Origin of the sequence: Dysgonomonas sp. 37-18 (genome assembly GCF_001899125.1) — a bacterium.
Taxonomy (GTDB): Bacteria; Bacteroidota; Bacteroidia; order Bacteroidales; family Dysgonomonadaceae; genus Dysgonomonas.
Genome location: NZ_MKVC01000010.1, coordinates 31,859 through 51,841, shown reverse-complemented (window position 1 = coordinate 51,841; position 19,983 = coordinate 31,859). Strand labels below are relative to the sequence as shown.

General features: G+C 38.2%; 16 protein-coding genes and 1 tRNA gene. 10 read left to right on the top strand and 7 right to left on the bottom strand.

Annotated features, from left to right (window positions below; all coding sequences use genetic code 11):
- Positions 1–2: 2 nt before the first annotated feature.
- From BGO84_RS03915 to folK, 5 genes are read left to right on the top strand one after another with little or no spacing between them, the layout of a single operon-like run.
- A complete protein-coding gene (locus BGO84_RS03915; protein ID WP_283685391.1) occupies positions 3–260 on the top strand; it encodes a DUF3098 domain-containing protein in 258 nt (85 codons plus the stop codon).
- Positions 261–285: 25 nt separating this feature from the next.
- Positions 286–1,155, top strand: coding sequence for an undecaprenyl-diphosphate phosphatase (locus BGO84_RS03910; RefSeq protein WP_291027828.1), 870 nt, complete (start codon positions 286–288; stop codon positions 1,153–1,155).
- A complete protein-coding gene (truB, locus tag BGO84_RS03905; protein ID WP_291027826.1) occupies positions 1,155–1,850 on the top strand; it encodes a tRNA pseudouridine(55) synthase TruB in 696 nt (231 codons plus the stop codon). Before BGO84_RS03910 ends, truB begins: the two co-directional genes overlap by 1 nt.
- Before the next feature lie 19 nt (positions 1,851–1,869).
- Positions 1,870–2,919 carry a tRNA preQ1(34) S-adenosylmethionine ribosyltransferase-isomerase QueA gene (gene queA, locus BGO84_RS03900; protein ID WP_291027824.1) on the top strand — a complete coding sequence of 350 codons (1,050 nt, stop codon included), beginning with the start codon at positions 1,870–1,872 and terminating at the stop codon, positions 2,917–2,919.
- The gene (gene folK, locus BGO84_RS03895) at positions 2,919–3,422 is read left to right on the top strand and encodes a 2-amino-4-hydroxy-6-hydroxymethyldihydropteridine diphosphokinase (RefSeq protein WP_291027822.1); all 504 of its coding nucleotides are present in this window, start codon (positions 2,919–2,921) and stop codon (positions 3,420–3,422) included. The genes queA and folK overlap by 1 nt, the downstream gene beginning before the upstream one ends.
- A 124-nt stretch (positions 3,423–3,546) precedes the next feature.
- On the opposite strand, the gene BGO84_RS03890 is transcribed toward folK, so the two are convergent.
- From BGO84_RS03890 to BGO84_RS03880, 3 genes are all read right to left on the bottom strand, one after another.
- Positions 3,547–5,001, bottom strand: coding sequence for a family 10 glycosylhydrolase (locus tag BGO84_RS03890; RefSeq protein ID WP_291027820.1), 1,455 nt, complete (start codon positions 4,999–5,001; stop codon positions 3,547–3,549).
- 3 nt (positions 5,002–5,004) lie between these two features.
- A complete protein-coding gene (locus tag BGO84_RS03885; protein WP_291027818.1) occupies positions 5,005–6,324 on the bottom strand; it encodes a TldD/PmbA family protein in 1,320 nt (439 codons plus the stop codon).
- Between the two features lie 988 nt (positions 6,325–7,312).
- A tRNA-Pro gene (locus BGO84_RS03880) sits at positions 7,313–7,387 on the bottom strand.
- Positions 7,388–7,600: 213 nt separating this feature from the next.
- Here BGO84_RS03880 and BGO84_RS03875 point away from each other — a divergent pair.
- From BGO84_RS03875 to sufB, 5 genes are all read left to right on the top strand, one after another.
- On the top strand, positions 7,601–8,329 hold the full coding sequence (locus BGO84_RS03875) for a DUF5020 family protein (protein WP_291027816.1): 729 nt from the start codon (positions 7,601–7,603) through the stop codon (positions 8,327–8,329).
- A 13-nt stretch (positions 8,330–8,342) separates the two neighbouring features.
- Entirely contained in the window at positions 8,343–9,665 is a 1,323-nt protein-coding gene (locus BGO84_RS03870) for an NCS2 family permease (protein ID WP_135105587.1), read from the top strand.
- Positions 9,666–9,915: 250 nt separating this feature from the next.
- Positions 9,916–12,651, top strand: coding sequence for a pyruvate, phosphate dikinase (gene ppdK / locus BGO84_RS03865; RefSeq protein ID WP_291027814.1), 2,736 nt, complete (start codon positions 9,916–9,918; stop codon positions 12,649–12,651).
- Between the two features lie 196 nt (positions 12,652–12,847).
- A complete protein-coding gene (locus BGO84_RS03860) occupies positions 12,848–15,151 on the top strand; it encodes an outer membrane beta-barrel protein (protein ID WP_291027812.1) in 2,304 nt (767 codons plus the stop codon).
- Between the two features lie 305 nt (positions 15,152–15,456).
- Positions 15,457–16,914 (top strand): Fe-S cluster assembly protein SufB, encoded by a 1,458-nt coding sequence (sufB, locus tag BGO84_RS03855; protein WP_135105592.1) that lies wholly within the window; start codon positions 15,457–15,459, stop codon positions 16,912–16,914.
- A 68-nt stretch (positions 16,915–16,982) separates the two neighbouring features.
- Here the strand turns inward: sufB and BGO84_RS03850 are convergent, their stop codons facing one another.
- The 4 genes from BGO84_RS03850 to BGO84_RS03835 are packed head-to-tail and all read right to left on the bottom strand — an operon-like array spanning position 16,983 to position 19,878.
- On the bottom strand, positions 16,983–17,561 hold the full coding sequence (locus BGO84_RS03850) for a Maf-like protein (RefSeq protein WP_291027810.1): 579 nt from the start codon (positions 17,559–17,561) through the stop codon (positions 16,983–16,985).
- Complete coding sequence (locus BGO84_RS03845) at positions 17,562–18,023, bottom strand: methylated-DNA--[protein]-cysteine S-methyltransferase (RefSeq protein ID WP_291027808.1); 462 nt, start codon at positions 18,021–18,023, stop codon at positions 17,562–17,564.
- On the bottom strand, positions 17,971–19,044 hold the full coding sequence (locus BGO84_RS03840; RefSeq protein WP_135105597.1) for a GNAT family N-acetyltransferase: 1,074 nt from the start codon (positions 19,042–19,044) through the stop codon (positions 17,971–17,973). The genes BGO84_RS03845 and BGO84_RS03840 overlap by 53 nt, the downstream gene beginning before the upstream one ends.
- Positions 19,045–19,878 (bottom strand): 1-acyl-sn-glycerol-3-phosphate acyltransferase, encoded by an 834-nt coding sequence (locus BGO84_RS03835; RefSeq protein WP_291027805.1) that lies wholly within the window; start codon positions 19,876–19,878, stop codon positions 19,045–19,047.
- Between the last annotated feature and the right edge of the window lie 105 nt (positions 19,879–19,983).

Here is a 19,983-nt window from a genome sequence, read left to right as displayed (position 1 = left end):
ATATGGATAAGAAAGATTTTGCTTTTGGCAAGCTAAATTACATCATTTGTGCTGTGTCGGTTGTAATTATTATAATTGGGTTTATCCTGATGACAGGGCCATCTTCCAGCATCGAAGGCGGATTTGAACCGGACATCTTTAGTGCCAAGAGAATCGTTGTGGCTCCAATGGTGTGTCTAGCAGGTTTCTTACTGATGATTGTCGGAATACTGTATCCTCGTCGTAAGAGTTTAGCTGAGGAGAACAAAGAGCACAACTGATTAATTACAAAACTTATAAATAACGATGAGTATTTTTGAGGCAATTATAATTGCTATTGTAGAAGGGCTTACCGAGTTTCTTCCAGTATCGTCAACCGGGCATATGATTATTGCTCAAAGTCTTTTAGGGATCGAAAGTAGCGAATTTGTAAAGGCTTTCACTGTTATTATACAATTTGGTGCGATTTTGTCTGTGATTGTTTTATACTGGAACCGCTTTTTTCGCTTTAGAAATGATAGATTAAGAGCGGATTTTAAAAATATATCCAGCTATTTGTTTTATAAATTAGAGTTCTATTGGAAGTTGTTGATCGGTTTTGTTCCGGCTGCTTTTTTAGGATTGATCTTTAGTGATAAAATAGATGAATTGCTCGAAAGTGTAACAGTTGTAGCTATCATGTTGGTGCTTGGCGGTATTCTGATGCTGTTTGTAGATAAATGGTTTAACAAGCCGAAAGAAGACTCTCAAGAAATAACATATAAGAATGCGTTTATAATTGGTTTTTTTCAGTGTATAGCTATGATTCCCGGAGTGTCTCGTTCTATGGCTACTATCGTAGGGGGGATGAGTCAGGGCTTGAGTAGAAAAAATGCAGCAGAATTTTCCTTCTTCCTTGCAGTTCCTACAATGGCTGCTGCTACCGGATGGAAAGTGTATAAGCTGATAAAAGCACCCAATGGAGGAGTATTTGATTTTGATTTCAGCATATTACTGGATAATATGACTGTGCTTATAATAGGAAATGTAGTAGCGTTTATCGTAGCGCTGTTGGCTATTAAATTCTTTATAGGATTTGTAACCAAGTATGGATTTAAATTTTTTGGCTGGTATAGAATTGTAGTTGGAGGAATTATTCTTATCCTTATGCTGGCAGGACACGAATTAACAGTATAATGGATTTTATATCAGGAGAGGTCTTATGTATTAATAAGCCACTAAATTGGACATCATTCACCCTTGTGCGCAAATTGAGAAACAAATTATGCCGCAAGCTGGGTATTAAGAAATTAAAAGTCGGTCATGCCGGCACTCTAGACCCATTGGCTACGGGTGTTATGATTGTTTGTACAGGGAAAAAGACAAAGTTGATAGAGTCGTTTCAATATCAGACTAAAGAATATATTGCAACGATCAAGCTTGGAGAAACAACTCCTTCATTTGATTTGGAAACAGCAGTAGATGGCGTCTTCCCCGTAGAACATATAACGCAGGAGCTGGTAGAGGTTAAACTTAAAGATTTTATTGGAGAAATAGAGCAAGTGCCGCCAACATATTCTGCCTGTAAGGTGGATGGGAAAAGGGCATACGAATTTGCGAGAGAAGGACAGGACGTAGAGTTGAAACCAAAGTTGTTGGTTATAGATGAAATCGAGCTTCTTGACTATTCCTTTCCCGAAATAAGAGTTAGAGTGGTATGTAGTAAGGGTACCTACATCAGAGCTTTGGCTCGAGATATTGGAGTTGCGTTAGGCTCAGGTGCACATCTTACCGCACTGGAGCGAACACGAATAGGAGAGGTTACTCTTGATCAGTGTATTGAGGGAAGCCAGATAGAAGAATTTGTGGACGCACTAATTATTGATAAATAATAAATTTAGATAAAGAAACATGAAACTTTCTCAATTCAGATTTGATCTTCCAGAGGAATTGATCGCCACTCATCCGTCAAAGAACAGGGATGAGTCACGCTTGTTGGTTGTCAACCGTAAAACCGGGGATATTGAACACAAAAGTTTTAAGGATATTATTGACTATTTCGACGATAAAGATGTTTTTGTTTTCAACGATACGAAAGTCTTTCCTGCACGTTTATATGGAAATAAGGAGAAGACCGGAGCTACAATAGAGGTATTCTTGCTGCGTGAGTTAAACGAGGAATTCCATTTGTGGGATGTACTTGTTGATCCTGCGCGTAAAATACGTATAGGAAATAAATTGTATTTTGGTGACGATGACTCAATGGTTGCCGAAGTTATAGATAATACAACTTCGCGTGGACGTACGCTTCGTTTTTTGTACGATGGTCCATCCGAAGAGTTCAGAAAAGCACTTTATGCTCTTGGTGAAACTCCAATCCCTAAATACCTGAACAGAGGTGAAGAACCCGAAGATAAGGATCGCTATCAGACTATATTCGCTAAAAACGAAGGTGCTGTCGTAGCTCCTGCTGCCGGACTTCACTTTAGCCGTGAGTTAATGAAACGCTTAGAAATTAAAGGTGTTCATTTTGCATATATAACTTTGCACTCGGGCTTGGGTAATTATAGAGATATTGACGTAGAAGACCTTACAAAGCATAAAATGGACTCGGAGCAATTGCTTATTACTCAGGAAGCGACAGATATCGTCAACAAAGCAAAAGATGAAGGTCGTAGAGTATGTGCCGTTGGGACTTCGGTGATGAGAGCTGTAGAAACAATAGTGAGTACAGATGGTTACCTGAAAACAAATGAAGGGTGGACAAATAAGTTTATTTTCCCTCCGTATGATTTTGGTATAGCCGACTCTATGGTTACTAATTTTCATTTGCCTCAGTCTACATTATTGATGATGACTGCAGCATTTGGCGGGTATGACCGTATAATGGATATATATGAAACCGCTGTAAAGGAGAAATATAAATTCGGAACTTACGGAGACGCAATGCTTATCATTTGATGATACTCGAAAAAGAAAAAAAGCATAATGTTTATCTGGGACTTGGCTCCAACTTGGGAGACCGAGGAGAAAATCTGGATAATGCAATAGATTATATAGAAGAGCGGATTGGCGAGGTGATCGCCACTTCCGCTTTTTATATTACCGAGCCTGTCGGCTTTGAGTCTGCTAATCAGTTCTTGAATGCTGCATGCAGAGTGGAGACTAAACTTACTCCTATTGAAGTATTGCAGGCTACTCAATGGATCGAAAAAGAGATGGGGAGAGATGTTAAGTCTCAGGGCGAAAGATATACCGATCGGATTATAGATATTGATGTCTTGTTATACGAAGATGTAATTCTGGATTCTGCTGATTTGAAATTACCGCACCCTCATATTCACGAAAGGTCTTTTGTTTTATTTCCTCTAGCTGAGATTGCAGGGGAATACATGCATCCGATTCTTCATAAGACAATCAATCAATTAAAGGATGCCATAGTGCCACCGACTTCCATAGCGTAATAAGGGATAGTATTATTGTGTTGAAAATATATAAATCAGCAGTTTACAATAAAACTGCTGATTTTCTTTTTTTTATGATTTTCTTATAAATTATGACTGAAATCAAAACTTTCTTGATGGTTGTTTATTGCTCATTTGCTGAATGAGAGAAAAATGCAGGGAAGGTAACCGTACTCTCATTATGGTATCTGTCTGAAGCTGTTACGGTATAATAATACCCAAAATCGCCCTCTTTGATTGTAAAAGCATAGCTATTTGTTCGTAGACCTGTTGATAATATGTTGCCTGCATTGTTGGTGTCTACGGGTTCTTTGTCTGATACATACACGGTATATGTGTAATCCCCATCTGCTGTCGGCGGATTCCATTTAATGTTTAGCTTGTTGTCTTTGTCTTTAAAGACTTGCAAATCAGTTGGGGAGTTCGGCGCAATGTTGTTTAGCCATGTCAGCGGCGGTAGCTTCGCCGGAGTAGGGTAGTAGGTGTGTATAGAATCTAAAACCCCTTTCAGATTGCTGAGAACATTCGCTGTTCTGAAATATGCTGCTCCGGGGATCTTTTTATCCCGAATGTATTGCATCTGGTTCGTAATATCTTGTAGCGGCCACTTTAATTCATCCATCTGATAAACACCCAGTCCCGGAGCAATAAGCCGTCCGTTACTATTTGCAATCCAGTCGTTAAGGAACGGATAAAAATAATGATCACGGTAATACATCATTGGGAAAAGTAGGTCGTGTTTTCCACTTTTCAGCCAATGTCCTGCATCCTGAAACACTGTTTCATAAGCTGTCCATCCATCATTGGGTGAAACCTCCGGCAGAACTTTGTATCTTCCTAAAGGAGAGCTACTCACTTGTACCCATTTTTTTAGAGACTTTACCGTATCGTATGCTTCACTGATCAGCTTGTTTATATTTTCCCTACGCCAATCGTATAGATTCATCCCGTTTCCATATTTTCGGTAGGTATCGTCATCTGGAAATTTGCGGGAGTTACTCGGATAGCGGATATAATCGAAATGAATGCCATCTACATCATAATTCTGAACTATCTCTTTCACTATAGATACTATCAGATTGCGTGTTTCGGGCATTCCGGGGTCGAGATACCATCTTTCTCCTATAGCCTTGTAATATGAAGGCTTGTTTTGTACTACTGTGGCTTTTCTTCGCCTGCCTTTGCCTGTATATCGCACTGTGGCTTTATCCATAGGATAGGCTATAACCCATGCATGACATTCCATCCCTCTTTTGTGGCATTCTTCTACAGCGAAGACCAACGGGTCGAAATTGTCATCATGATTGAAATATGAGCTGAGAGGTTCTATCTTGGAGCGATAAAAAACATAACCTTGAGCTCTTGCCTGAAAGAGCACCGTGTTGAAATTTGCTTCCTGTAATTTATCCAGAATATTTTTTAATTGTTCTTTCTGAGCTTTTACGCTAGTACGCTGTACGGGCCAGTCGAGACCCCAGTTCGTTGTTAGCCAAACGGCACGTATTTCGGTCGCAGGAGCCTGAGAAAATATATATAGAGGAAGTAGTAAAAGTAGAAATAAGAGGTGGAACGGTTTCATATTCTATAATCCGCTAAAGTTTACATTGTTGAATAAAAGCGATGGAATGCGCCAAGAGGAAGTCTCACGGGGATCGTTTCCCGCTTCTGTAAGACTATCCCAAAGAGACAGCATGTTTCCGGTTATGTTCATTTCTCCCAATGGAGTTGAAATCTTTCCGTTTTCGATCAAAAAGCCCTCTATGCCAAACGAAAAATCTCCGGTAGTAGGGTTACTGTTACCGCCGTTGAAGTTGGTGACCCATATACCTTTCTGTACAGATGCCAAAATGACATCGAAGTTTCTTTCTCCCAAAGACATTTGAAGAATAGACGGGGAAGATATGGTAGGGGCTACTCTCATTTTCAGAGAATTGTATGTGTCTATGAAATAATTTTGCAGAATACCTTTCTCTATAATCGTTCTATCTTTTGTCTCTACGCCTTCACCATCAAACCATCGGGCTCCAAAGGAGCGTTTTAGATGTGGTGTATCGTAAAGTGTAAAGATGTCAGCCGTTATCTTTTCTCTCATTTTGTTCAATAGGAAAGAATTTTTCTGTTGAAGTGCTGTCCCGTACATTGCACTGATAAGCGGAGATAATATACGCGACGAAGTAGTATTGTCTAACAACATGTCATACTTGCCTGATTTTATCTTTTGTTGTCCGATCTTGCGTAATGCTCTGTTGAATGCAATTTTTGCTATCCCATTTTTTTTCAGATCTTCCCAATATACAGCACTGTCGTACCAGAAGGATTCGGCACGAGCGTTACCATCCGTTTTCAGCGATACTTCTACCATCAGGTTGACCGCTGAGTCTACACATTCGGCTTCAAATCCATTGCTGGCAATCATATATTCTGCTCCTACGCCATCATCGTATGCCGAGGTGACAGAGATTATACGATTGTCGCTGCCATGTATTTCGTCTACAGACTGCTTTATAAGATTTAACTTCTCATTTGTTGGAATGGACTCAAAGCTTCCATCACAGAGGTCTAAATCCGTTTCGTCTCCTCTGAAATATCTTTGCGTGTCGGGCAGTTGGCGAAAAGGGTCTTCCGATAAATATTTAGTAGACGTGATACCTTCTTTTATAAAAGACTCTAATCCTGCCTTTTCTATTCGATTTGTAGAAAATGAGCCGTATCTGCCATCTATAAATAACTCGATATAGAGTTTGTTTTCACTGCTTTGGTGAAGTTTATCTAATTGAGTGTTTCTGTATTCGAAAGAGTTGTTGTTTGCCGTGATTACTGAAACCCGAGCTCCTTGGCATCCATTAGCCAGAGCCAGTTGCATAGACCATTGGGCAATATCTTTATGTTGCTTACTTATCATATCTTTGTTGTTGTGAATGCAAAAATACACAGATTTAGTGTAAAAAAGAGAAAAAGTTAGAATAGAAACTTTCTAGCTGTACGAATTAACGTTCTCTAACTAAGCTGTTGTAATTCAAACTCTGTACAATGTTTCTGGAGAAAAGATTCTGATTTAATTTCTTAAAGCTTAGTCAAGTTGCAGAGGAGATTTATAGTATGTACTTATAAATAGAGATTGAGGGATATTTATTATAGAATATCAAACTCACAACAATTGTTTTCTCTTATATAATAGAAAAAGCGGCACCGAAGTGCCGCTCTAGATGTTTTCACAACGGAATAATCCTTATTGTGATTTGAAAGCAAATCACAACTCATTCTATCGAATGCTTTTTTTATCTCTGATGTATTTCAATGAACTAAGATACAATTTTGAAAGCAAATCACAACTTGCATCTGCATAGTTACCAACGTTCAAGGGATGTATTTCAATGAACTAAGATACAATTTTGAAAGCAAATTACAACTGTTGCCAGCTCCATTGCTGCGACAGATTTGATGTATTTCAATGAACTAAGATGCAATTTTGAAAGCAAATCACAACCTATCACACCTGATGTCCTCCTGTGCTCGTGATGTATTTGAATGAACTAAGGTAGGATTTTTTCAAATATCAAGAATGTTATTTTCATCTTTTATACAAAAAAATATACAAAGAATAAACCATCAAGACCAAGCCCTACGGTTTTCTAATAAATCTTCCTTTTCGTTCCTCAAAGCGTATTTATTAGAAAAGTCTTGCTTTGTTTATTCTTTCTTTATGAAAGGTCTATATCAGATGTAAAAAGAAGAAATAATATGAAATCTGGTAGTGTAAATATTTGCATTTAGAGTTCTTATAGATAGCAAGTTTTTTTCTTTGCATTTCGATAGCTGTGTGCAAATTGTGTGTACGTATAAAAAGAAAAAAGAGCTAGATTTTTATCTAGCTCCTTTGTCTTCTTCTGTCGGGATACCAGGATTCGAACCTGGGACCCCCTGCTCCCAAAGCAGGTGCGCTAACCGGACTGCGCTACATCCCGTCTTTTGCTTATTGCGGTGCAAAGGTATGACATTTTTTTATATTTCAAAATAAAAAATAAAAATTTACGCATAATTTATTTTAAAACTAAAAAACGAAGCTGGGAAAGGATTCTACATATTGTTGAAAAAAAACGATTGTTAAATCTTCTTCGACAAATATTTAATTCTTTTTTTTACTTATTTTTGCATTTTTAATAATAAATTCTAATAATATGGCAAAAAAGGTACTATTCACATTAATCGTATTAATGGCTTCATTCTATGCTTCGGCACAGAATCTTCAGTTACATTTCGATCCACGTCATGCCCTACATGGAGACAAGATTTCTGGAAAAAACTATTTTACTGCAACCTTTGAGATGTTCAAACCCGACAAATGGGGTTCTACTTTCATGTTTGTCGATTTGGATTTTAACCAAAGCAGAGGAAATATAGGAACAATGTACCTTGAAATTGCCCGCGACCTGAAGTTGGGAAAAAGCCCGATTATGGCCCACTTAGAGTTTAATGGTGGTGTAGGAAATGCTAACAACTTTGGTTTTTCTATCGCAAATGCCTACTTAGCCGGAGCATCTTATGCTACAAATATTAAAGGAGTAAACCTTGGGACTTATTTAGTGTATAAATACAATGCTTTTGAGAGAGTGAGTAACGATGTTCAGTGGACAGTAACATGGGGAGCTAATCTCTTTGATAATAAATTTACTGTATGTGGATTCCTTGATGTTTGGACTCAGGATAAAAACCCGGTTCATGGAGTAGATCGAGGTGGTAAAAAAATAATTCTGCTTACAGAACCTCAATTCTGGTATAATGTTAATTCAAACCTGTCTTTAGGTACAGAAATAGAGATAAGCAACAACTTTATTAACTCAGCTAATGGGTCTCGCTTAAATGAACCATATATAAATCCTACTATTGCTGCTAAGTGGAACTTTTGATCATTAATAGAATATGAAAAACTTACTAGAAAAAACATTTAAGCTTTCGGAGAATAATACGACTATACGCAAAGAGTTTCTTGCGGGTCTTATCACTTTCCTTACTATGTCTTATATCCTGATTGTAAACCCAAGTATATTGTCTACTACAGGGATGGATAAGGATGCGTTGTTTACTGCTACAGCTTTGGCAACTATTTTCGCCACCCTTATGATGGCATTATATGCTAAACTGCCAATTGCACAAGCTCCCGGAATGGGATTGAATGCATTCTTTGCTTTCACAATATGCGGTGTAATGGGATATTCTTGGCAATTTGCACTTACAGCAGTATTTATCGAAGGGATTATATTTATACTACTTACGTTCTTCAATGTTCGTGAACTGATAGTAAAAAGTATACCAAAAGTATTAAAAGACGCAATACCTGTAGGTATCGGGCTGTTTATTACACTGATTGGGTTGAAAAACGCAGGAATCGTAGTGTCAAGTCCTGCTACATTGGTTGCATTAGGAGACTTTTCTCAACACAGTATATGGATTGCCTTTTTAGGACTATTTGTTACAGCTGTACTATTCGTAAGAAATGTAAATGGTTCTATTCTGATAGGAATTGTTGTAGCAACTATCTTTGGTCTTATTTTGGGAGATGTTAAATTACCCGAAGGAAATGTGATTGATACACCTCCATCTATTGCTCCTATCTTTGCTCAGTTTGAGTGGGATCATATTTTATCTATCAACATGGTTATCGTTGTATTCACCTTGTTGTTTGTAAACCTCTTCGATACAGTAGGAACATTGATCGGTGTGGTATCAAAAGCAGGACTTGCAGATGAAGACGGAAATTTCCCTCAAATGAAGAAAGCCCTGTTCTCTGATGCTCTAGGTACTACCGTGGGTTCTATACTTGGAACAAGTACAGTTACTGCCTATGTAGAAAGTGCATCGGGTGTAGCATCGGGCGGTCGTACCGGACTTACCTCTGTAAGTACAGCGTTGTTTTTCATCTTAGCACTGTTTTTTGCACCATTATTCCTGATGGTTCCCGCTGCTGCAACTTCACCGGCTTTGATTATTGTAGGGTTGTTTATGATTTCGTCTGTTGCTAAGATCAATTTCAGCGACATGAGCGAAGGCTTGCCTGCATTCCTTACCATCGTGTTCATGCCTTTTACATACAGTATAGCAGAAGGTATTGTTTTCGGTATGTTGAGTTTTGCGTTTATCAAAGTTTTTTGCGGAAAATCAAAAGATGTATCTGTTACAGTGTACGTCATTGCAGTATTATTCCTTCTAAAATTAGTGTTGGATGCAATGCATGTTATAGGATAGTGTATATTTGTTAAAAAGCGAGGTTTCGCTTACAAAAAATAATATTTTCATGTAATCCCGGCAAGGTCTCTTGTCGGGATTATTATGTTTTATAACCATATTAAATTACTCTAAAATACTTTGTTATCCGGTTATTTTTTCATAATATTGAAATCGATTGATTGTAACAGATAGTCAGTCGATTTTTGCACTATACGAATATCATGAACATGTTAAATACTATTATCTAACCTTTTAAAATCGTTACAGTATGAGTGGAAAGTCTGTTTATGTCTTTGGCGGTACAGTTACCGAGGGAAACGCGAAAATGAAGGAGTTACTAGGAGGAAAAGGTGCTAATTTGGCAGAAATGAGTCTAATGGGTATACCTGTGCCTCCGGGATTTACAATCACTACAGAAGTGTGCAATTTATTTTACAAGGAAGGTAAAGAAAATGTTATTAAACTTCTTACAAATGAGGTGAAAGAAGCAATACATCATATCGAGCGTGTTGTGGGAGGCCCTAAATTTGGTGATGATGAAAACCCTCTTCTCGTTTCGGTTCGCTCGGGAGCAAGAGCTTCCATGCCGGGGATGATGGATACAATCTTAAACCTAGGATTAAACGAAAAAGCCGTAGAAGCCATTGCGCGTAAGACACAGACTCCTCGCTTTGCTTGGGATTCATATCGTCGTTTCATACAAATGTACGGTGATGTGGTGATGGGTTTGAAACCTGTAGAAAAGGATGATGAAGATGTTTTTGAAGAAATTATAGATGAACTGAAAGAAAAGAAAGGTATAAAACAAGATTCAGAATTTGGTACAGAAGATTTGAAGGAGCTTGTTGTACGTTTCAAAAAAATAATAAAAGAAAAGACCGGACAAGACTTTCCAACAGATCCATGGGTACAACTTTGGAATGCCATCATGGCTGTATTTGAAAGCTGGATGAACGAACGTGCTATCTTTTATCGCAAACTGAATAATATTCCTGCAGAGTGGGGTACTGCCGTTAATGTGCAGGCAATGGTATTCGGTAATATGAATGATAATTCCGGTTCGGGAGTAGCATTTACTCGTAATGCTGCTACAGGAGAATCCCGGTTCAATGGTGAGTTCCTTATCAATGCACAAGGTGAAGATGTGGTTGCCGGTACACGTACTCCTCAGCAGATTACCTTACAGGGGTCTTATGACTGGGCAAGACAACAGGGCATCACTGAAGAGGAAAGAAAACAAAGAGGATTGTCTTTGGAGGAAGTAATGCCTGAAGCTTACAAGAGCCTGAATGAAATTCAGAAAAAGCTTGAATTGCATTATAAAGACATGCAAGACCTTGAGTTTACAATACAAGACAACAAGCTATGGTTGCTTCAGACTCGTAGTGGAAAACGAACAGGTGCTGCTGCCGTAAAGATTGCCATGGATATGTTAAACGAAGGTTTAATATCCGAAGAAGAAGCTTTGTTGCGTGTTGAACCTCAGAAGATAGATGAATTGTTGCACCCAGTGTTCGAGCCGAAGGCGTTAAAAGCTGCTACAGTCATTGCTAAGGGGCTTCCTGCATCTCCGGGTGCAGCTACAGGGCAAATCGTTTTCTTTGCCGATGATGCAGAATGGCAAACAAGCCATCATAAAAATAAAAAAGTTATCCTTGTCAGAATAGAAACTGCCGCCGAAGATCTAAAAGGTATGGCTGTTGCCGAAGGTATCCTTACGGCTCGCGGAGGGATGACTTCTCACGCTGCCGTTGTTGCCCGTGGTATGGGTAAATGTTGCGTGTCCGGTGTTTCTGATCTCCGTATCAATTACAAGAGGCGTTCTCTGATGATTGATGATCGTGAGTATCGTGAAGGGGATTGGATCTCTATCAATGGCTCTACAGGAGAAGTGTATGACGGTAAGGTAGGAACAAAAGATGCCGAATTAAGTGCAGACTTCGCCGAAATGATGAAGCTTACAGATAAATATTCCCGCCTGAAAGTAAGAGCGAATGCGGATACTCCACACGATGCTTCTGTTGCCCATAACTTTGGGGCTGTAGGAATTGGTTTATGCCGTACAGAGCACATGTTCTTCGAAGGAGATAAGATCATTGCCATGCGTGAAATGATTTTGGCAGACAATGTAGAAGAACGTAAGAAAGCATTAAAAAAGCTGCTTCCTCTCCAGCAAGAAGACTTTGAAGGTATATTCGCAGCTATGGAAGGACTTCCTGTAACAGTTCGTTTACTGGATCCACCGTTGCATGAATTCTTACCTCATGATATGAAGGGTTTGGAAGAAATGGTAGAAGCAATGCAGATTTCTGAAAGTAAGATAAAACAAAAGATTTCATCATTGCAAGAAATGAATCCAATGCTCGGACATCGTGGTTGCCGTCTTGCAAATACTTATCCTGAAATTACTGAAATGCAGACAAGAGCCATTCTGCAAGCTGCTCTGAAACTGAAGAAAAAAGGAATAAAAACTCATCCTGAAATCATGGTACCATTGACTACGTCTTTGAGTGAAATGAAATTCCAGGAAGATATCATTCGCAGTACTGCTGAAAAGGTGTTTGCAGAAATAGGAGATAGAATCGATTTTGAAGTAGGAACAATGGTGGAAACGCCTCGTGCCGCTATTACAGCTGACAAGCTTGCCGAATCTGCTGAATTCTTCTCTTTGGGAACAAATGACCTTACTCAGATGACATTCGGGTTCTCTCGTGACGATGTGGGTAAATTCCTGCCTATTTACTTAGAGAAAGGTATTCTAAAAATAGATCCATTCCAGGCTATAGATAGGGAAGGTGTGGGACAACTTGTACAATCTGCTGTGACTAAAGGCCGTCAAACTCGTCCGGGCATGAAAGTCGGTATTTGTGGTGAACATGGAGGTGAACCATCTTCTATCGAATTCTGTCATTGCGTAGGATTGAACTATGTGAGCTGCTCTCCATACCGTGTTCCAATTGCACGCCTAGCGGCAGCACAGGCTGCTATTAACTTTAAAAGTTAATTAACAACTTCTGATATATATAATGGCTGTGAGGAAACATCACAGCCATTTTTTTATATATAAAAATCGTTGGAAATTAAAATTATATAGAAATCAAAAAGATCGAAAATGACAATATTTTCAAATTAAAGGAAATCTGTTGTAACACTATGGCTTTTCATTTCGTGTAAATAGTATAAATAATTAAACAAAAAGAATGAAAGCTATATTATCCTTACTTTTACTTATTATCGTCAGCATCTCGGTAAGTGCGATAGATATAAAAGGGCGTATTGTAGATCTGAAAACAAAACAGCCTATTGAGTTTGCTACAACAGTATTGCTTAAAGTGGATTCCTCATATATCACCGGATCTCAAACAGACACTACAGGTTTGTTCTTGATTGCGGGGCAGTTTCAAAAACAAGATTACATCCTGAAGGCCTCTTACATGGGCTATCGTACAACATTTATCAAGATTAATAATCTTACAACACATATCGATTTAGGTGATATAGAAATACAGGAAGATGCGAAAACTCTTGGTGAAGTTATTGTAACAGGGAATCGGATAATAAACAAAATAGATCGTCAAATACTTATGCCCGACTCTATGCAGGTAAAAACATCTGTGAGTGCATTCGACTTGCTTAGCAATATGGCAATACCCCGATTGAATATAGATGCTGTAAACAGGACTATAAAAATTAGTAACCAAGAAGTTCAACTTCGCATCAATGGGGTCAGGGCTTCTGTACAAGAAGTTGCAGCTTTGAGATCACAAGATATCCTTCGTGTCGAATTTTTTGAAGATCCCGGAGTACGTTTTGGAAATGAGAATGTGGGTGCTGTATTAAATCTGATTGTTGACCGACAGAAAAATTATGGAGGGTATGTGTTTGCAGACGGACGGAATTCTCCATATGTAGGGTTTGGAAATGATAATCTAACTTTCAAGACAAACTATAAGGCCTCTGAATTCGGACTCAATTATTTTATTAATTATAGAAGCTATGACAAACGGTGGTCTGATCAAACAGAGACACTGAATTTTCCGAACAATCCGATCACCAGAGAGCAGAAAGGTATTTATGCTCCTATGGATTATCAATATCAATACTTGAATCTATCATACAATCTTACTTCCCCTGATAAGTATGTGTTTAACGTATTGTTTAAGAATCAGTTCTACAATTATAAAAATCAAAACGCACAAAATATATTATATTCCAATAGTCTAAATAAGACACTTTCCTCTTCAAGAAATAAAGGGAATGAATATACTCCTGTACTCGATATATACTTTAAGCGTGAGTTAAAGAATAAGCAATCACTTGCTGTAAATCTGGTGGGGACATACATTGGTTCCAATAGTGACCGTAGATACAAAGAAACTGAAGATGGCGAAGTGCTTTCCGATATTTTCAATAAAATAGACGGTAATAAATACTCACTTATCGGTGAAGCCGTATATGAAAAGCAGTTCGAAAATCTATCCTTCTCCTCGGGAATAAAACATACACAAGGTTTTGCTGATAATACGTATGAGGGCGGAGCAAATACTATTACTAAAATGAAAAATGCGGAATCTTATTTGTATGCTCAGATACAGGGAAAAATAGCTAAAAAGTTAGGCTACACTATCGGCATAGGTGGAACTCGTCTGTTTTTCAAAGAAGGGACGAAGGATGCTACCTATTATACTTTCCGCCCTTCCGTTCAACTTAGTTATCCATTAAATGATAATTTTTCGTTGAAATATTCATTTATAGTGAATACACGGACTCCTTCCTTGGGGCAACTAAGTGGTGTGGAACAACAAACCGATACTTATCAGATAAGTAGGGGAAATCCTAACCTAAAACCATATAATTTATATAACAACAGATTGACTTTAAGTTACAATAAAGGAATATTTGATATAAGTACAGTTATCGGTTATATGTATTTTGATAAGCTTATAGTAGACGCGTTTAGTATAGAAGGGGATAAGGTGATAAGCTTTTCGGATAATCATAAGGGAGAACATTACTTATTCTTAAATGGAGATGTTACTTTGAGGCTTATTAAAGATATATGGACTGTTACCGGATGGTTTGGAGTGCATCGGGATATATTTAAGTCCAATTATGGTAATACACATGTACACAATTTTATGCATGGCGGAGCTCGTTCAAACCTTATATATAAAAACTGTTTATTGACAATGGGAATGTATACCAGATATAAAGAGTTGTGGGGCGAAACTATCTGGTATGGTGAAGACTGGAACTATATAGAAGCCGGATATAAGTACAAAGAAGCACAACTTTCGGTTGGGATGTCATATCCGTTTAAGGATTACTGGAGTGCAGGAAGTCGTAACGTGTCCAATATTAAGCCATCGACATCATGGTCGTATATAAAAGAAAACGGACACATGCTTTATTTGCGCTTTTCATGGAACGTATCGTTCGGTAGAAAGCATGAAGCAGGGAAAAAGAGCTTGGAGAACTCAGATTCAGACAAGGGAATATTATAAACGTTCTTAAAAATTCATAACACTATTAAGATCAATTTGGATTTGAAGCGTGTCGGCTCTTCTGATGGGATATCAGGAGAGCCGACTATTTATGTTGTATCGGTTAGTCCTACTGTTATAAAAAGGAAAAAACTAAACAAAAGCCCGTTCTATGTGTTCTATCAGTGATGCAAAATATTTATATATGTATAATTTATGAATAGAATGTAATATCTTTGCAAACTGGCAATAAGCATTCTGCTTACAACCAATAATTGACTTTAACAGCCTATAGCCTACGGCTATTCGCTAAAATAAAATTAATCATGCAAGAAACTCAAGATAAAATTTTAGAAGACGTTACCACCGGAGATTATAAATACGGTTTTGTAACGGATATTGAAACTGAGGTTATTCCAATCGGACTCAACGAAGATGTTGTACGTCTGATTTCAGCGAAAAAAAATGAGCCGGATTGGTTGCTCGAATACCGTCTTAAAGCATATCGTCATTGGCTTACAATGAAGACGCCGGAATGGGCGCATCTGGAAATTCCGGAGATTGACTATCAGAGCATCAGTTACTATGCAGCTCCAAAGAAAAAAGACGGACCTAAAAGCCTTGATGAAGTAGATCCTGAGTTGTTGAAAACATTTGATAAACTAGGAGTTCCGCTTCATGAACGCGAAATATTAGCCGGTGTGCAAACTATGGCTGTGGATGCAGTTGTAGATAGTGTTTCCGTAAAAACTACATTTAAGGAAGTGTTGGCCGAAAAGGGTATTATATTCTGTGCTTTCAGTGAGGCTGTACAGGAACACCCCGAATTGGTTAAAAAGTATCTTGGATCTGTAGTTCCATATAGAGATAATTTCTTTGCTGCGCTTAACTCTGCCGTATTCAGTGACGGATCTTTTGTGTATATTCCTAAAGGTGTACGTTGCCCGATGGAGTTGTCTACATATTTCCGCATCAATGCGGCCAATACAGGTCAGTTTGAGCGAACTCTGATCGTTGCTGAGGATAATTCATACGTTAGCTACCTTGAGGGCTGTACAGCTCCTATGCGTGACGAAAATCAGTTGCACGCTGCTATTGTAGAAATCATAGCTCTCGACTACGCAGAAGTGAAATATTCTACTGTGCAAAACTGGTATCCGGGAGATAAAGATGGTAAGGGAGGAATTTATAACTTTGTTACTAAGCGTGGTATATGTAAAGGAAAAGGCTCTAAGATCTCTTGGACACAGGTAGAGACAGGTTCCGCTATTACATGGAAATACCCATCATGTATCCTTGCAGGAGATGATTCTATCGGTGAGTTTTATTCTGTTGCGGTAACCAATCATTATCAGCAGGCTGATACAGGTACCAAGATGATACACCTCGGTAAAAATACAAAGAGCCGTATCGTATCCAAAGGGATATCAGCAGGGCTTAGTCAAAATATATATAGAGGTTTGGTTAAAGTTTCACCAAAGGCAGAAGGTGCACGCAATCACTCGCAATGCGACAGTTTATTACTCGGTGATAAGTGTGGTGCACATACATTCCCTTATTCAGATATAGCAAATCCGGGGGCTATCATTGAGCATGAAGCTACTACTTCTAAGATTAGTGAAGATCAGATTCTTTATTGTAATCAGCGCGGTATAGGAACTGAAGAAGCTGTGGGGCTTATAGTAAATGGCTATGCTAAAGAGGTAATGCAAAATCTTCCGATGGAATTTGCTGTTGAAGCTCAAAAGCTATTACAAATCAGTCTGGAGGGTAGTGTAGGATAATAAAATCAGGATATTTATAATAATACAAGAAAAGACGGTTTGAAGCCGTCTTTTTTGTTTTGTATAACTCAAAACTTTTTCAGTTCTCTATATAATCTTTGTATGGGTAATCCCATTATATTAAAATACGATCCTGAGATATACTCTACAGCTACATATCCTATCCACTCTTGCACTCCATATGCTCCGGCTTTGTCGAAAGGCTTATAGTTGGAAACGTAATATTCAATTTCATCGTCATCAAGTTTAGAGAAGCGAACTTCGGATGATACACCAAAAGAGACTTGCTTGTCTTTGGTTGTGATGCATACGCCTGTCATTACCTGATGCGTTTTTCCGGAAAGATCGCGTAGCATTTGCTTCGCATCTGTTTCATCTGATGGCTTTCCATAAACTTTTCCATCGAGTAAGACGATTGTGTCTGCAGTTATAAGTAATGTATTCTCATCCAGTTGATCGAGGTAAGCATTAGCCTTTTCTTTCGCAATATAGATAGCGATATCCTCTCCTGTAAGGTTGTCCGGATATGACTCGTCAATATCAGGTAAAGTTTTTATCTCATAGGGTATGTTTAGCCCACTCAGAAGTTCTTTTCTACGAGGCGAATTGGATGCTAGAATTATGTTATATCGTGAGAGATTCAGCATTTACATGAAGTTATAATAATTTTCGAGTTCAAGAAGAAGAAGTTTTATATCTGTTCCATATGCATAGCCACCCAATTGTCCTCCTTCATTTACCACACGGTGGCAAGGGACTATAATGGCTAGATTATTTTTTCCGTTTGCAGCACCTACAGCTCTACATCCTTTGGGTGAACTAATAGCGATAGCTTCATCTTTATACGAAACAGTTTTTCCATAAGGGATTGTGCTCAGATATTCCCATGCTTTTTGCTGAAACGGTGTACCGTTTTGTTTCAGGGGTAAGTCAAAAACTTTACGTTCTCCGGAGAAATATTCTTCCAGCTGTTTTATTGCATTATTCAAAAGTGGTGAAGAGTCGGCTTTTTCCTCCCCTTCTTGGTGAATAATCCTTACCGATGAAATATAACCGTCAGTTTCTCTTATCTCGATTAATCCTACGGGAGATTGTAAAAAAGCCTTCATTTTTTCTTTTCTTCGGTTTAGGCCTGTCTTCGTATTTTGTCCAACTCCAGTTTATCATTTGTCGAAGTCTCTTCAAAAAGCGTTTCGAAGGTTTATCTTTTAAGTAGGACTCAATATGTCTTTTTTTCTTTTCTTCTAATATCTCATCCACATTGATGAGGATTCCTGTTTCCTCTACATTGCCAAAAGTATCGTTTACTGCCGTTCCAAAGACCTTCATTTGAGGGGAAAGGCTCATGTAAGCATTTACAAGTGGAGGAATATTAAGATCTAATTTACGAACGGAAGTGTTTAATATTCGATAGTCAGACTTGAACGACTCTCCATCAAATAGCCTTCTCAGCTTGCTCTTTTCGGTCTCTATCGTTAAGGCTTGCTTTGGCCATACAAGCTTTTCGGGATCCGGGAAATATTTATTCAGAAAATAAAGAATCATATCCCGGGCTTGTGTATTGTATGTGTCGTACATTGTTACCTTCCCAAAAAAATACTTCATGGAAGGGTCAGCCACAGATAGGGCACCTAATCCATCCCAAAGATTATCTAATGCGAAGATACCTCTCGAGCCGGCTAGTGTTGATTGATATTCGAGCGTAACAAACGAACGTCCAAGCTCGAATGTATAAGGGAGATATTCCTTAATAAACCTTTCGGAGAAATGGAACAAATGCGATGTAGCCAATATGGGTTCTCCATTCTCATCGAAGCAAATATCAGGTCCGCATATAAAGCGATATCCACCGATTATCTCTCCTGCTTCCGGATTCCATACTATTAATTGCTTGTATGGATTGTCCATTTTGTCGTACTCGTCTATATCTACAGACTTCCCTGTTCCTCCGCCATAATACCGGAATGCTATCTCACGCAGACGGCCTATCTCCAGCATCACATTCGGCGAATTATGATGTGTGACAATATAGATTTCATTGTTAGCCTTATTTGTATACCTGAGAAATTTATCCTTTGTCAGTTCGGCTCTCAATAAATCCTTATTTATCGGTGCGATAACAGTTTCCATTTATTGCTTGTTTGTTTTTGCCAAATTATATGACTTTTCCTTTACATACTGCGCCCATTGCATAGCACTCTTTGAATTGTCAAAGAATGTATATGGTATAGGTTCACCAAATGTTATGGAAAAACTTTTATTTTTATTCTTAAACATTTCGTCAGGCAATAGGATCAACTCAATATTAAATTTTATGCCCAGACGCTTTCTTATATTTGCAAATCTATAAAAGAAATTTGAATTTTTGCCCTCAAAGTGCACAGGAACTACGTCCCTTCTTGATTCTACCGCTTTCAGAATAAAATTTTTCTGCCAATCCAAATCATGAATCTTGCCATTCTCTTGTCTGGAACATAAGCCCGCAGGGAAGGTAATGATTTGGTTGTCCGATTCATAGGCTTCATTTAGGCTTGTGGTCGCTTGTTTCGACTGACGTCCATATTTATTGACCGGAAGAAAAATAGGTTGCAGATTCTTAATAAAGTATAAAACATCGTTTACTACGTATTTTATTTTTTTATCGAATCGTTCTCCAATAACTGCAGATAAGCAGATGCCATCGAGTCCGCCTAAAGGGTGGTTTGATACAAATATATACTTTCTGTCATCCTGAATATTTTCTAGCCCCGAAGTCTCTAATGTAAGATTGAAATATCCTACAACCGCTTGCATAAAATCCACTCCATACTTATCAGCATAGATCGTAAGTATTTCGTTCAGTTCATCTAAATGGATTTTTCGCTTGAGGCAGTTTATTGCAAAACGTGGTACCTTATTATAAATCTTGGGAGCTTTCTCGGCAAGTACTTTATCTAAATCTAGTATTTGAGGTTCGTGATTCATTCCGTATTATATACCTTTCTGATGCAAAAATAGTTGAATTTAATATATATCATACCGAAAAATGTATAAATAGTTATAACAAGAACATTTTAATAGATAAGAACT